Here is a 13807-nt window from a genome sequence, read left to right on the forward strand (position 1 = left end):
ATTGTCCGGGGCAGGGGCGCTGCCCCGGAGGGTTTCGGCCGGAGGGGGGGATCAGAGCCCGGCCAGAAGTTCTTTCAGCGTTTGTTCGCGTGCGGCCCACATCTCTTTGACCTCGTCACGGGTCATGATGTGCATGGGCGAGCCGCCGGCCTGCATCTTCTTGGCGACGCGCGGGTTGGCAAACATCTCAGGCACGGTGGCGGCAAGCTCGTCGATCACCTCTTGCGGTGTGCCCTTGGGCACCATCACGCCGCGGAAATTGACCGAGGAGTTGTCTACGTCCAAGCCTTGCTCCTGCATGGTGGGGACGTCGGGCAGGAAGTCCGAGCGGTGCAGGTCGGCGACGCCGAGGATTTTCACACTGCCAGCCTCCTGCGCGCGGAAGGCATCGGACAGGTTGTTGATCCCGCCCATAACTTCACCGGCGATCACGGCCTTCATCGCTGCTGCGCCGCCGCCTTTGGTGGGGATATAGGCCATCTTCACGCCTGCCGCCTTTTCGATCTGCAGCGCGGCGATGTGGTGGCCAACAAACAGGCCGGCGCCCGAGAAGGTGAGCTTGCCCGGGTTCTCCTTGGCGTGGGCGACCACATCCGCCATGGAGTTGAAGGGGCTGTCAGCCGCCACAACAAAGACTGCCGGGTCGGCGCCCCAGTTGGCGATGGGCTCAAAGCTGTCGGCGGAATAGGACACACCGCCTTTGATCGACTGGGCGATGAAGTGCGGCACGTTGTAGGCCGCCAGGGTGTAGCCGTCCGGATCAGCTTGCGTTGCAAACCAGTTCCAGCCGACACGGCCGCCGGCGCCGGGCTTGTTGATGATGGCGATGGGCATCCCCAGCGCGTCCTCGTTGCCCGCGGTCATGGTGACGATCCGGGCCTGGAAGTCGGTGGCCCCGCCGGCCCCGTAAGAGACCATCATCAGGATCGGCCGTTCCGGATACTCCTCAGCCATGGCGGTGCCTGCCAGGCCCATCAGCGCTATGGCGGCGCTTGCAATCAGTTTCTTCATTTTCTTCTCCTCCCTATTGATTTCGGACCGGTTTTGCCGGTCAGAACAGAATTTCACGCGGCGTGTAGACGCTCAGCAGTTTGGCAAAGAGGCCGTACATCACTGCCACGAACACGGCGGTGATCACGGCCCGCTTGACCCAGGTTTTGCCCTCGGAATGCGGCGCCGGGTCGTAGAGCGACAGCAGGATGAAAAAGGCGATGGCGGTGGCGGTGTAGAACCCCAGCGCCTTGGCGGCCCAGAAAACATAGACCGTCATCACGGCCAGCCCGGGCACCATGCTGATGAACATGGTGCGTGAGATGCCCGAGCCGACTTTGCTGAGGCCCAGAACCGCCTTGCCGAAAGTCCAGCCCGCCAGCACCACAAAGACGGATGCAATCAGGCGCGGGAACAGGAAGGCTTCGGCGGGGGATTGCGTATAGCTGACCCAGGTCACCCAGATGCCAACTGCGAACACAAGGCCGGAGCCAAGGATGTGCTGAGACCGGTTCATGCCTGCGCCTCCTCTTTGGTGGTATGGCGGCGGGTCCGCAGCTCCATCCAGGCCGAGTAGGCGATGGAGGCGACGACCACGGCGATCAGGAAGATGTTCAGCCCGCCGGACAGGAAGTAGCTGGCCTTGCCCACTGTGGCGTCGGCGATCATGCCGCCCTGGATGAAGTTCGACTCCGCGATCGGCCCCAGGATCAGCCCCAGAACCAGCGGTGCGGCAGAGAAGCCGAAACGCTCCAGGAAATACATGCCGATGCCAAGGCAGGCCATGACATAGACATCGCCCATCGAGCTTTGCACCGAGTAAGCGCCGAAGACGGAGAGGGCGAGCACGATGGCAGCCATCACCGATTGCGGCACCTGGGCGACACGGGCGGCAAGCCCTGCCACGTAGAGGCCGAAGAGGCACATCAGAACCTGGCCCACCAGCATCGAGTTGATGAAGGTCCAAGCCACATCCGGGTGATTGTCGAACAGGTCGGAGCCCGGGAAGATGCCGTGGATCAGCAGCCCGCCCAGCAGCACCGCAGCGGTGGGGCTGCCGGGGATCGACAGTGTCAGCAGCGGCACCAGCGAGGGGCCGACCATGGCGTTATTGGCGGATTCCGCGGCAATCACGCCTTCGCTGTGGCCCTGGCCGAACTTCTCCTTCTCTGAGGAGAACTTCTTAGTCTGGTCATAAGCCACCAGCCCGGCAATCTGGCCGCCAACGCCGGGGATCAGACCGATGATGGAGCCGGTGATGGTGCCGATGCCCAGGGCACGCGGGCGGCGCAGCAGTTCTTTGGTCGCGTCGAGGACCGAGTGTTTCTGCACTTCGATCACCTCGGCACCGCTCGCGCGGCGGCCCTTGGCGAACATGGTCAGCACTTGCGGGATGGCAAACAGGCCGATGAGGGCTGCAATGATGTTGATGCCGCCGCCGAGCGACGGGTGGAAGATAAAGCGCTGGGCGCCCATGATGTCGTCAAAGCCGATGGTCGCCAGCCACAATCCGATGCAGCCGGACAGCAGGCCTTTGACCACAGAGGCCGAGTCGAGCGAGCCGATCACCGTGACTCCCAGAATGGCCAGCCAGAACAGATGCGAGGGGCCAAAAGCCAGCGCCCATTGCGCCAGAACTGGGGTCAGGAAAATGAGCAGCAGCACGCCGAAGATGCCACCCACGGCTGAGGCGAGGAAGGACAGCTGCAGCGCCTTGGCGCCTTTGCCCTGCTTGGCCATCTTGTGGCCGTCCAGTGTTGTGGCGATGTTGGCAGGGGCGCCGGGGATCTTCAGCAGGATCGCGCTGACCGCGCCGCCTGCCACGGTGGATGTATAGGCGGCTCCCAAGAGGATCAGGCCCTGAACCGCTTCCAGATGGAAGGTGAAGGGGATCAGCAGCGCCACTGCCATGGTGGGGGAAAGCCCCGGGGTCGCCCCCAGGATCAGCCCGCCAATCGTGCCGCCCAGAAGCAGCAGGAATGACAGCGGTGAGAATACGTCTCCGAAGTAAAATATGAAGTCCATTCGGGGCCTCCCAACCCGGCTGATCGCGCTTTTGCTTTTGTTGACAAAACAGGTTAGGCCATGAAAATAGTATTGCAAACGTTTTCATAAATTCTGCCAGAGGAGGGGAGATTATGACGCCAAAACAAAAGGGTAACGTGGATATTGTTGCGGTTGCCAGGGCCGCCAAAGTGTCACCCTCCACGGTGTCGCGCACCTTCAATCACCCCGATCTGGTGAGCCCGGCGACTCGCAAGAAGATCAATCGCGCGGTGCAGAAACTGGGCTATGTCAGGAACCGCGCCGCGCAGATGATGCATGGCAAACGATCGGGCACCATCGGGCTGGTGGTGCCGACCATCAACCACGCGATTTTTGCCGAGGTGATCCAGGCGTTTTCGGATGCCATCGACCAGGCCGGGTTTACATTGCTGCTGGCCTCGCACGGTTACGATCTGGACCGGGAATATGCGATGGTGCGCAAGCTGATGGAGCACCGGGTCGACGGGGTGGCGCTGATCGGGCTGGAGCACTCCGACGCCACCGCCCGGCTGATCGCGCAGCAGGAGACGCCTGCGATGGCGATCTGGAACTACGCAGAGGAGTCGGAGCTGCCCTGCGTCGGTGCTGACAACAGGCAGGCGGGCCGGATGGCGGCTGAGCATCTGCTGCAGCTGGGGCACCGGGACATCGGCCTGATCTTCCCCGACACCCGCGGCAATGACCGGGCCCGCCACCGGCTGACTGCGGCAGTGGAAGCTCTTGAAACCCATGGCATTTCCGTGCCGGACGAACGGAAGTCCGAGGCGCCCTACAGTGTCTCCCAGGCCAAACAGGCCGCCCTGGAGCTGCTCTCCGGACCGTCGCGTCCAACGGCCTTGTTGTGCGGCAACGACGTGATCGCCCAGGGCGCCCTCTACGGGGCGCAGAAATGCGGACTGAAAGTGCCGCAGGACCTATCGATCATGGGGATCGGCGACTTCAAGGGCTCGGCAGATATCGAGCCGAGCCTCACCACGGTGCGGATCCCGGCGGAAACCATCGGCACGCTCGCAGGCGAGCGGTTCACCAGCTATATCACCTCGGAGGCGCCGGAGATGTTCAAACTGTGCTGTGAGCTTGAACCTATCCTGCGCGGCACCACCGGACGGATTTGAGGAGGGCAGGGGGCATGAAATTCGGCTTTATCGGAACCGGCGTGATCACCGAGGCCATCGTGACCGGCCTGCTGAAGCAGGAGGGGGCAGCGCATGAGTTCCTGTTGTCCGAGCGCAGCCGCGCGGTTTCGGCACGGCTGGCGGTGGCTTCGGCTCAGGTGCAGATCGCCACGGATAATCAGGAGATTGCAGATCAGGCAGATGTTTTGTTCCTTGCGGTGCTGCCGCAGGTTGCGGAAGAGGTGCTGCAGCCATTGCAATTCAGGGCAGGCCAGAAAGTGGTCAGCCTGATTGCAACCGTGACCCATGAACGGCTGCGGGAATGGATCGGCGCGGATGTGGAGCTCACCCGTGCCATCCCGCTGCCCGCAGTGGCTGAGCGGCGCGGGGTGACGGTGCTTTACCCGCAGGACCGGGTGCTATCCGGATTGTTTGCCGGGCTTGGAACGGCTGTTACGGCAAAGACAGTTGAAGAATTTGACGCTTATGCCGCCGCCAGCGCCCTGATGGGCACCTATTTCGGCGTGCTTGAAACCGCAGCAGGCTGGCTGGCGGCTCAAGGCTGCTCCGAAGAGGGTGCGCAGGCCTATTTGACGGGTGTCTTCAGCGGGCTGGCAAAGCGGGCTGAGGCAGATGCCGGCAGCAGTTTCAGCGCCCTGCGTGAAGGGCACTCAACCCCGGGCGGGCTGAACGAGCAGCTGTTCCGGGTTTTTGACAGCGCAGGCGGCAGCAAGGCTTTGACTGAAGGGCTGGAGAGTGTCGCGGCCCGGCTGCAGGCGGCCAAATCATAGGCCTTTTCAGGCCGGCAGATCAGCGGACAGATCGCAGGACCGGATAAAGGTGCAGCACTCCTCTGTCAGCACGGCAAAACGGCTGCGCTCTCGCTGATAGAGGTAAACCTCCCGCTTGTCCGGCAGATCGGCGATGGGGCGGAAGGCGGTGGTTTCCGGCATGAAACGGGCCACGGTCTGCGGCAGCACCGTCACCCATTTGCCGGTCCGCACCATGGTGATCAGCGAGTGGGTGTTGTGGATCGTTACATCGGCGGAGCCGCTGGCCGCGACAAAACGTTCGTTCCGGATCAGATCGCACAGCGCATTGCGCACAAAGGACGCGCCGGCGATGTCGGCGATCACCGGCGGATGCTTCTGCAGCACCAGAGGGTGGTCGGTGGAGCAGACCAGCCCGAAACGGTCCTCGAACAGCGGCACGGCCTTGACGCCGTTGACCGGGTGATAACCCGAGGCGATGCCGATGTCCGCCTTGCCTTCGGCCAGGGCATCCAGAACCTGCTGGGTGTCGGTATCGCGCAGCTCGACCTTCAGGCCCGGGTAGCGTTCGGTCATATGCTCCAGCACCGCGGGGAAGACCAGCGCCGCGACAGACGGCACCGAGACAATGCGGATCAGCCCGTGGATCGCCTCGGCCGCCATCTCGATGCTCTGCACTGTTTGATCGAATTGGCGCACCTGTTTCTGGGCCAGTTCAAAGACTTGCTCCCCCAGCGGCGACAGCTGGTTCTTGCGCTCACCCTCGAACAGCTTCTTGCCCAGATGCTCCTCCATCTGTTTCAGCGTCATCGAGACAGCAGATTGGGTGCGGCCCAGCCTGTTGGCCGCTTCGGAGAGGTTGCCGGTCTGCGCCACGGTGCAGAAGGCGCGCAGCATTTCGATCTTCAAAGGCATGGCTTCAGTTTTGTTGAAGTTTCTTTCAGTTTATTGAGTTTGACTGATGTGTCCCGCGGAGTCCATCCTGCTGCAAACCTGAATTTCAGCATCTGGGGCCCGTACCGTGACCAAACTGAACCTGATTGCCGGCGAATGGCTGGCTGGCGAAAGCGAAATCGAAAACCGCAACCCGTCGGATCTGAGCGATCTGGTCGGCATGTTTGCCCAGGCCAGCAGCGACCAGCTGGAAGCGACACTGGATCAGGCGCAGATCGCACAGCGCGAATGGGCAGCCTACGGTCTGGAGCGCAGGCAGGCGGTTCTGATGAACATCGGCAACGAGCTGATGGCGCGCGCCGAAGAGCTGGGCACACTTCTCTCCCGCGAGGAAGGCAAGCCGCTGGCTGAGGGCAAAGGTGAAGTCTATCGGGCAGGACAGTTCTTTACCTACTACGCCGCCGAATGCCTGCGCCAGATCGGTGAAAACGCCGACTCCGTGCGCCCGGACATCGAAGTCGACGTGCGGCGCGAGGCGGTGGGCGTTGTCGCCATCATCTCGCCCTGGAACTTCCCGACCGCAACCGCGTCCTGGAAAATCGCGCCGGCGCTGTGCTACGGCAACGCCGTTGTCTGGAAGCCCGCCAACATCACCCCGGCGTCTGCTGTTGCCCTGACCGAGATCATCGAACGCCAGGATATCCCCAAAGGTCTGTTCTCGCTGGTCATGGGTTCCGGCCGCTCGATCGGCCAGCGTCTGGTCGAAAGCCCCAAGGTGAACGCCATTTCCTTCACCGGCTCGGTGCCGGTGGGCAAGGGGATTGCCGCCGCAGCCATCCAGAACCTGACCAAGGTGCAAATGGAGATGGGCTCCAAGAACGCGCTGGCCGTCATGGACGACGCCGATCTGGATCTGGCTGTTTCCCTGGCGCTGGGCGGCGCCTTTGGCGGCACCGGACAGAAATGCACCGCCTCCTCCCGGCTCGTGGTCCACGCGGCCGTGCACGACGCCTTTGTTGAGAAACTGGTGGCAGGCGCACAGGCGATGAAAGTGGGCCACGCGCTGGAAGCAGGCGTGCAGATGGGTCCCGTGGTCAGCGGGCAGCAGCTGAACGAAAACCTGGCTTATGTGGACCTGGGCACATCCGAAGGCGCGGAACTGGCCTGCGGCGGCCAGCGCCTGGAGATGCCGACCGAAGGCTTCTACATGTCGCCGGGCGTGTTCCTGAACACCACCAACGACATGCGCATCAACCGCGAGGAAATGTTCGCGCCGCTGACCTCGGTGATCAAGGTCGGCAGCTATGACGAAGCGCTGTCTGTAGTGAACGACACCAACTTCGGGCTGACCTCGGGCATCGTCACCCAGTCGCTGGCGCGCGCTACCCACTTCCGCCGCAACGCGCGCACCGGTGTGGTGACCGTCAACCTGCCGACCGCAGGCACCGACTACCACGTGCCCTTCGGCGGCCGCGGCGACAGCTCCTATGGCCCGCGCGAGCAAGGCAAGGCGGCGGCGGAATTCTACACCACCGTCAAGACCGCCTACATCAGCGCCGGCAAGCCGGTCTGATCAAGGAACCCTGGCAGCGCCGTGCAGCCGGCCTGCCAGTTTACCGAAGCGCCCGTCCTGCCTCTCTCCGTCAAACCGGAGGTTTGCCTTTGGCAAAACGCGGCGGGCGCCACTTGCCCTTTGCCTGAAAGTGGCCGGGCGCTGGATTTGAAAACCGAGGTGCATGAATGACCGGATACCGTATCGACTGCCTGCAATATGCCAACTGGTCCGAGAAGATCTTCCGCCAGCTGCGGACAGGCAACGTGGACGCGATCCATGTCACCATTGCCTATCACGAGAACTTCCGCGAGACGGTTCTGAATTTCGAGAAGTGGAACCGCTGGTTCGAGCAGTACCCGGACCTGATCATGAAGGGGCAGTGGGCCTCGGACATCGACAAGGCCCGCGAAACGGGGCGCACCGCGGTGTTCTTTGGCTTCCAGAATCCTTCGCCGATGGAAGACGACATCGGCCTGGTCGAGATCCTGCACACCCTGGGTGCACGGTTTATGCAGCTCACCTACAACAACCAGTCGCTGCTGGCGACCGGCTGCTACGAGGCAGAGGATCCCGGCATCACCCGCATGGGCAAGCAGGTGATCAAGGAGATGAACCGGGTCGGCCTGATTGTGGACATGAGCCATTCCGCCGACCGCTCCACCATCGAGGCGGCCGAGATCTCCACCCGCCCGATCGCCATCACCCATGCCAACCCGCATGAGTGGTCGCCGGCCCTGCGCAACAAGAAAGACGATGTGCTGCGCGCGGTCACCGGCCATGGCGGCATGCTGGGTTTCTCGGTCTATCCGCACCACCTCAAGGACAAGTCAGACTGCACTCTGCAGAGCTTCTGCGAGATGATTGCCCGTACTGCTGAAAAGTACGGGACCGGGCACCTCGGCATCGGCACCGACCTTTGCCAGGACCAGCCCGACAGCGTCGTGGAATGGATGCGGGTCGGCCGCTGGAGCAAGGAAATCGACTACGGCGAAGGATCAGCCGCCGCTCCGGGTTTTCCGGAAATGCCCAGCTGGTTCCAGGACAACCGCGACTTTGGAAACATCGAAGAGGGCCTTCGCGCGACGGGCATGAACGATGAGGAAGTCAGCGGCATCATGGGCGGGAACTGGTACCGGTTCTTTGCCGAAAACTTTGGCCCCAAAGGATAGGCTTTATGGAAACAACCGCGCAGACAACGATATCAAGACGGGACCCGGCGCAGGTGATGCGCCTCAGCCGGCTCGGCTCTTTGCATCAGTGCCGCCTCAGCTTCATGCGGGTGCTGACACGGCGCATGGCCGAGGAGAACTGGAGCTTCTCCCGGCCCAAGTTTGATATCGATGCCAAGGGTGTTGGTGTTGCGGTCTATACCGCCACCGGCCCCGCGCGGTCTTATTCCCTCGTGGCCTTTGCCCATGATCTGCCGCCCGAGATGCGCTCGGACCGGGTGATCGCCACCGCCTGGGACGCAACCTTTGCCCTGTTCGACGGGGTGCCCACTGAGGCTGACATTGAGCGGCTGTCGAAGAACGTACCCTACCAGGAAGCGGGCCGGGTCAGCGGCAGCGAGCTGTCGCTGTCGCGGGCCAACCGTTCGGTGCGGCTGTGGGCGCATGTGGTGGAGTGCCTTTCTGAAGGGCGCCAGCCCGACCCGGCGCAGATCGAAAGCGTCGGCTACCTGATGCGCACCACCGCGGTCTACGGCTCCGGCAAGTTCGGCGCCGCGGACCGGGACATCATCGCGGACCGCGCAGAGATGAAGGGTCCGTTCCAGGCCGAGATGCTGTCGGTTTTCCTGACACGCGCCTTTGTCCGCGACCTGGTTGAGCATATGGCCCGCGCCAGAGGCGGCGATCAGGCGGCGCGGATGGCACCCGAGACTGCCCGGCAGCTGGGCATCGGCAACTCCACCGGCTTGGGCATGGCGCCCTACATCGTTAACCACCCGGTGCTGTTCAACAACTGGATTGCCGCGCGGGAAGAAGCGATTGCCCGGGTGCGCTCGGTCGAGACCGCCACGGGCGAAGAGGCCGCCTGTTTCCGCAGGATGCTGCGGCGGAGCGAGATTTCCGCCGCGCGCTGGCGCTCGGAGCACCCGGTGCAGGTGGAAAAACTGGCGGCGCTGGCCAAGGATCTGGAGGCGCTGGCGGCTTGGGTGGCCGCGGATGATTTGCTGAATGACCGCCCCTGGGACCGGCTGATCCGCTGGAGCGAAGCGGAATTGAGCCTGGAGGGGCAGGAGCTGGCCGCCTCGCTCATTTTGGAGCCTTATGGGGAACTGGTGGATGAGCTGGCGCCCTCAATGGCCGACCATAACAAGGACGCCTTCGTAATTGACGGTTCCATGCCGGTGTCCAAGCTGCGCGGCCTGATCGCCGAAAGTTTCGGCTGGGCGCTGGATCTGGACTGGGACGCGCGCGAGAACTGTGCCCGCGCCTGGTATGTCTCGGAAGAGAAGCTGGAGCCGCGCATGGGCGAGCGCTTTGAGGAGCCGATCTCGGAATACGAACAGCCGCTGGCCCCGGCACGCGATGCAGCTCTTGCCCATGCGGCGCTGGCGGACTGGGACGCGGACGAGCTCATTGCCGGCTTCCTGCTGCGTCACCCCGAACACCGCCACACCGTGCGCCGGGCGCAGATGAGCCAGGTGGCACCCTATGGCGAGATCCGCAGCAACACCATCAGCGACCGCGTGCTGCCGATCGACATGCTGCGGGCAAAGCTGTCGTTCTTCGGCGCCACCCATTTCGACCCGCGCTCGGACCGCTGGGTGCGGATCTGCATGTATGCGGGCGCGCCTTACCCGGAGGGCCTGACCACCGCCAACTCCGACCTGTGGGTGTATCCGGAGGCAGAGCAATGAGCTTTTCCCTGAACGAAGTGGAAGCCACCGCCAAACGCGCCGCCCGCGGTGCCGGCTATGACTGGGGACTGGCCGAGGAAGCCTCAAAAGCCACCCGCTGGCTTTGCGCACAGGGGCTCGATGGTGCAGCCGTGCTGGCCGGGCTGTTGGAAGGCGGCTTTGCCGCAAACCTGCCTGCCCATGTGCCGCAAAACCTGAGCGGCAGCTGGCAGGCTGATGCGCTGCTCTGCCCGCTGGCAACCGGCGCCGCCCTTTCGGATTGCGCTATGCGCCTGCAACAGGCGCCGCAGGCCATGGGGCCGATTGCGCAGCCTGCGTTCATCCTGCCCTTTGCTGCCTTGGCCGCACGCCGTCTTGGCGCCTGTGTCACCATCGAAGGCGAGGGCTTTCAAGCCGTTACCGACGGCAGCGTACTGCAGGTCGAAGGCACTCTGCCGGATACCGCTGCCAGCCTGACCATACGCGCAGAGGGCAGCCTGCCTGCTTCCGCTCCGCTCGCCACCCGCGCTGAACCGGAGGAGGCGGGTTGGGCCGTGCTCAACCGTTTTGCCCATAAAACCTATGCTCCGGCGACCGAGGAGTCGCGCCTCTTGGGCGCGGGTGCCGGGCTGTCGGACAACGACTGAAGAGGCCCCGATATGACCGAAACCAAAACCATGACCCTCGCCGAGATCGAGGACCTGTCCTTCCGCGCCCTGGTGGCAGCAGGCACGTCCGAGGCCAATGCCCGGCCGCTGGCCGTTGCCACTGCGGCGACCGAAGCCGACGGTGTGGCCAGCCACGGCCTGGCCTATATCCCGATTTATGCCGAGCACGTGCAGTGCGGCAAAGTGGATGGTCAGGCGGCTCCGGTGCTGACCCGCCCGCGTCCCGGCGTTGTGGCGGTGGATGCGGCCACTGGCTTTGCCCATGCCGCCATCGATATGGGCTTTGAGGCCCTGACCGAAGCAGCGCGCGCACAGGGCGTTGCGGTTCTGGCGATCCGCAACAGCTATAACTGCGGCGTTCTGGGCTATCACACCGCCCGCCTGGCCCGCGCCGGGCTGGTGGGTCTCGGCTTCACCAATGCGCCGGCTTCGATCGCACCGTCGGGCGGCAAAAAGCCGGTTGTCGGCACCAACCCGTTCTCGATTGCAGTGCCGGGTGCGGATGGCGAGCCGGAGCTGCTGATCGACCAGAGCGCCAGCACCATCGCCAAAAGCGAAGTCATGAAGCACGCCCGCGAAGGCAAGGAAATCCCGCTGGGCTGGGCGTTGGATGCTGATGGCAACCCGACCACCGACCCCAACGCTGGCCTCAAAGGCTCGATGGCGCCGTCGGGCGGCTACAAGGGCGTCGGTGTCGCGCTGCTCACCGAAATCATGGCTGCGGCGCTGACCGGCGCAAAGCTCGGCATCAACGCTTCGCCCTTCTCGGGCACGGCAGGCGGCCCGCCGAAAACCGGCCAAATGTTCATCGCAATCGACCCGGGAGCGACATCAGATGACGCTTTTGGTGCCGGATTGGCCGGGATCGTGGAAGCGGTGCGCGGCCAGGCTGGCGCACACCTGCCCGGAGACGGGCGGCGGGCAAAGCGCTTGCAGGCCCGTCAAGAAGGCGTCGCGGTCAACGTGGCAACGCTGCAAAAGATCGAGGCCCTGCTGGGCTGACGCCAATCCCGGCGGTTCCGCAAGCCGCCGGAAACCCCGCACCTCGGTGCGGCACGTGCGAATGGGAGGAAACGCATGTCAGTAAAACAACCGTTTACCGACTTGGAGATTAAGACGTCTCCAAGCGGTTTTTATCAAGGGCACAGCCTTGAGATTGCCTTGCTCAGCAAGGGGATCATGGTCGCCTTGGTTCTCTGGGCACTGGTCTGGCCGGCAAACGCCACGGGCGTGCTGGGCAGCCTCAACTGGCGTATCCTTGAGGATTTCAACGCCTTCTACATCATCATCGTAGGTTTCTTCGCCTTTTTCCTGTTTGTGGTCGCCGCATTGCCGCAAACCGGTAAGCGGATCATGGGGGGACCGGGCCAAGGCAAAGAGTTCTCGGACTTTTCCTGGTTCTCGATGATGTTCGGCGCCGGTCTGGGTGTCGGCCTGATGGTTTTTGCAACCGCCGAGCCGCTGGGCCTGTGGGGTTCCAACCCTGTGGTTCTGGCACAGGAAGTCGTTGGCAACACCGAAGAAGCGGTGCAGTCGGGCTTCCGCTATACTTTCCTGCACTATGGTTTCCACGCCTGGGCAATTTATGTGGTGACCGGCCTGTCGCTGGCTTACTACGCCTATACCCGTGACATGCCGCTGACCATCCGCACCGCGCTGACCCCGCTGTTCGGCAAGCTGATGAACGGCTTCCTGGGCCATGTCGTGGACGTGCTGGGCGTTGTTGCAACCATCCTGGGCGTCTCCGTCACCATCGGCTTCGGCGTGTCCCAGTTTGTGGACGGCGTCTATGCTATCACCGGCATGGAATGGATGATGGACATGAGCGGCGATGCGCCTGCTCCGGGAACTGTTGGCCTGCTGTCCGGCCTGTTCGCAATTATGGGCCTGTCGATCATTTCGGCTGTATCCGGCGTTGGCCGCGGCGTGAAGTATCTGTCGAACCTGAACCTGGTTCTGTCGATCATCCTGCTGCTGACCTTCGTGGTTTTCGGCTCTTTCATGTTCGCCATGACCACCTATGCCTCGGCATTTGTTGACTACATCCTGCACTTTGTCTCGCTGAGCTTCGGCGCTTACGGTCCGCAGTCCGCAGCTGACTTTGCAGCAGCCCTTCCGGCAGACGCCGCACCCTACGCAGATGCTCTGCGCGGCGGCGCAACCAATGCCTGGGGGTCCTTCGACGGCTTCAAATCCGGCCTGGAAGGCGAAGCTGCTGCCCTGTCCGACGACGTTCTGGCGGCAACCTATGCAGCTGGTGAAGCACAGCGACAGTTCGGCTGGCAGGCTGGCTGGACCACCTTCTACTGGGCTTGGTGGATCGCGTTCTCGCCCTTCGTTGGCCTGTTCCTGGCGCGCATTTCCCGCGGTCGTTCTGTGCGTGAGTTCATCGTGGGCTGCGTGTTCGCACCGGCGCTGGTCTGCTTTGCCTGGATGACCATCCTGGGCGGCACCGCCATCGATCTGGAACTGACCGGCGGCGCAGAAGGCGCAATCATCGGCGCATCGAACACCGCCAAGCTGTTCGTGACCCTGGGCCAGATGATCGACGGCGGCCTGCTGTCCGGCATCACCATCATGTGTGTTGTGCTGATCATGACCTTCCTGGTCACCTCGGCTGACTCCGGCATCCTGGTGATGAACACCATCATGTCCGGCGGCGACCAGAACATCGGCAACAAGCACAAGATCGTTTGGGGCCTGATCCTGACCGCGGTGATCGGCACCCTGCTGTTCGCAGGCAAGCAGAACGGCGGAGCCGATCCGATGGAAGCGCTGAAAAGCGCGATGATCATCGGCGCGCTGCCGTTCACCATGGTGATGGGCCTGATGTGCGTGTCCCTGGCCAAAGCGCTGTTCCGTGACGGACAGCGTGAAAAGGCTGCAGCTCCGGCTGAATAAAACACGGCTTTCCTTGTAAAGCGCAG

The 13807-nt window shown here is 63.3% G+C and carries 12 protein-coding genes; 8 read left to right on the plus strand and 4 right to left on the minus strand.

The window, feature by feature from the left end; all coding sequences use genetic code 11:
- Positions 1 to 51 precede the first annotated feature (51 nt).
- Genes RA19_RS02700 through RA19_RS02710 form a run of 3 tightly spaced genes read right to left on the minus strand, consistent with a single transcriptional unit; the run spans position 52 to position 3015 of the window.
- Positions 52 to 1011 (minus strand): Bug family tripartite tricarboxylate transporter substrate binding protein, encoded by a 960-nt coding sequence (locus RA19_RS02700; protein ID WP_039159341.1) that lies wholly within the window; start codon positions 1009 to 1011, stop codon positions 52 to 54.
- A gap of 40 nt (positions 1012 to 1051) precedes the next feature.
- On the minus strand, positions 1052 to 1507 hold the full coding sequence (locus RA19_RS02705; protein ID WP_039159343.1) for a tripartite tricarboxylate transporter TctB family protein: 456 nt from the start codon (positions 1505 to 1507) through the stop codon (positions 1052 to 1054).
- Positions 1504 to 3015 carry a tripartite tricarboxylate transporter permease gene (locus tag RA19_RS02710; protein ID WP_039159345.1) on the minus strand — a complete coding sequence of 504 codons (1512 nt, stop codon included), beginning with the start codon at positions 3013 to 3015 and terminating at the stop codon, positions 1504 to 1506. Before RA19_RS02710 ends, RA19_RS02705 begins: the two co-directional genes overlap by 4 nt.
- Before the next feature lie 113 nt (positions 3016 to 3128).
- On the opposite strand from RA19_RS02710, the gene RA19_RS02715 reads away from it, so the two are divergent.
- The gene (locus RA19_RS02715) at positions 3129 to 4151 is read left to right on the plus strand and encodes a LacI family DNA-binding transcriptional regulator (RefSeq protein ID WP_039159347.1); all 1023 of its coding nucleotides are present in this window, start codon (positions 3129 to 3131) and stop codon (positions 4149 to 4151) included.
- Positions 4152 to 4165: 14 nt separating this feature from the next.
- Positions 4166 to 4942 (plus strand): pyrroline-5-carboxylate reductase, encoded by a 777-nt coding sequence (locus RA19_RS02720; RefSeq protein ID WP_039159349.1) that lies wholly within the window; start codon positions 4166 to 4168, stop codon positions 4940 to 4942.
- Positions 4943 to 4948: 6 nt separating this feature from the next.
- Here the strand turns inward: RA19_RS02720 and RA19_RS02725 are convergent, their stop codons facing one another.
- Positions 4949 to 5836, minus strand: a complete 888-nt coding sequence (locus tag RA19_RS02725; protein ID WP_039159351.1) for a LysR family transcriptional regulator — start codon at positions 5834 to 5836, stop codon at positions 4949 to 4951.
- Positions 5837 to 5942: 106 nt separating this feature from the next.
- On the opposite strand from RA19_RS02725, the gene RA19_RS02730 reads away from it, so the two are divergent.
- The 6 genes from RA19_RS02730 to RA19_RS02755 all read left to right on the plus strand — a co-directional run bounded on the left by RA19_RS02730 (position 5943) and on the right by RA19_RS02755 (position 13781).
- Positions 5943 to 7388 (plus strand): aldehyde dehydrogenase family protein, encoded by a 1446-nt coding sequence (locus RA19_RS02730; RefSeq protein WP_039159353.1) that lies wholly within the window; start codon positions 5943 to 5945, stop codon positions 7386 to 7388.
- A 167-nt stretch (positions 7389 to 7555) separates the two neighbouring features.
- Positions 7556 to 8539: a membrane dipeptidase gene (locus RA19_RS02735; RefSeq protein ID WP_039159355.1), complete on the plus strand. Its 984-nt coding sequence runs from the start codon at positions 7556 to 7558 to the stop codon at positions 8537 to 8539.
- A 5-nt stretch (positions 8540 to 8544) separates the two neighbouring features.
- Positions 8545 to 10233 carry a hypothetical protein gene (locus RA19_RS02740; protein ID WP_039159357.1) on the plus strand — a complete coding sequence of 563 codons (1689 nt, stop codon included), beginning with the start codon at positions 8545 to 8547 and terminating at the stop codon, positions 10231 to 10233.
- Complete coding sequence (locus tag RA19_RS02745; RefSeq protein ID WP_039159359.1) at positions 10230 to 10859, plus strand: DUF3726 domain-containing protein; 630 nt, start codon at positions 10230 to 10232, stop codon at positions 10857 to 10859. The genes RA19_RS02740 and RA19_RS02745 overlap by 4 nt, the downstream gene beginning before the upstream one ends.
- Positions 10860 to 10871: 12 nt before the next feature.
- A complete protein-coding gene (locus tag RA19_RS02750; RefSeq protein WP_039159361.1) occupies positions 10872 to 11882 on the plus strand; it encodes an Ldh family oxidoreductase in 1011 nt (336 codons plus the stop codon).
- A gap of 75 nt (positions 11883 to 11957) precedes the next feature.
- Complete coding sequence (locus tag RA19_RS02755) at positions 11958 to 13781, plus strand: BCCT family transporter (RefSeq protein WP_039159363.1); 1824 nt, start codon at positions 11958 to 11960, stop codon at positions 13779 to 13781.
- The last annotated feature ends 26 nt before the right edge of the window (positions 13782 to 13807 follow it).

Origin of the sequence: Leisingera sp. ANG-M1, assembly GCF_000813745.1 — a bacterium.
Classification (GTDB): Bacteria; Pseudomonadota; Alphaproteobacteria; order Rhodobacterales; family Rhodobacteraceae; genus Leisingera.

Excerpts from the sequence above, each read along its gene's own strand:
- RA19_RS02705 (WP_039159343.1), bottom strand. The coding sequence starts at position 1,507 with ATGAACCGGTCTCAGCACATCCTTGGCTCCGGCCTTGTGTTCGCAGTT.
- RA19_RS02745 (WP_039159359.1), top strand. The coding sequence starts at position 10,230 with ATGAGCTTTTCCCTGAACGAAGTGGAAGCCACCGCCAAACGCGCCGCC.
- RA19_RS02750 (WP_039159361.1), top strand. The coding sequence starts at position 10,872 with ATGACCGAAACCAAAACCATGACCCTCGCCGAGATCGAGGACCTGTCC.
- RA19_RS02715 (WP_039159347.1), top strand. The coding sequence starts at position 3,129 with ATGACGCCAAAACAAAAGGGTAACGTGGATATTGTTGCGGTTGCCAGG.
- RA19_RS02725 (WP_039159351.1), bottom strand. The coding sequence starts at position 5,836 with ATGCCTTTGAAGATCGAAATGCTGCGCGCCTTCTGCACCGTGGCGCAG.
- RA19_RS02710 (WP_039159345.1), bottom strand. The coding sequence starts at position 3,015 with ATGGACTTCATATTTTACTTCGGAGACGTATTCTCACCGCTGTCATTC.
- RA19_RS02735 (WP_039159355.1), top strand. The coding sequence starts at position 7,556 with ATGACCGGATACCGTATCGACTGCCTGCAATATGCCAACTGGTCCGAG.
- RA19_RS02740 (WP_039159357.1), top strand. The coding sequence starts at position 8,545 with ATGGAAACAACCGCGCAGACAACGATATCAAGACGGGACCCGGCGCAG.
- RA19_RS02755 (WP_039159363.1), top strand. The coding sequence starts at position 11,958 with ATGTCAGTAAAACAACCGTTTACCGACTTGGAGATTAAGACGTCTCCA.
- RA19_RS02700 (WP_039159341.1), bottom strand. The coding sequence starts at position 1,011 with ATGAAGAAACTGATTGCAAGCGCCGCCATAGCGCTGATGGGCCTGGCA.
- RA19_RS02720 (WP_039159349.1), top strand. The coding sequence starts at position 4,166 with ATGAAATTCGGCTTTATCGGAACCGGCGTGATCACCGAGGCCATCGTG.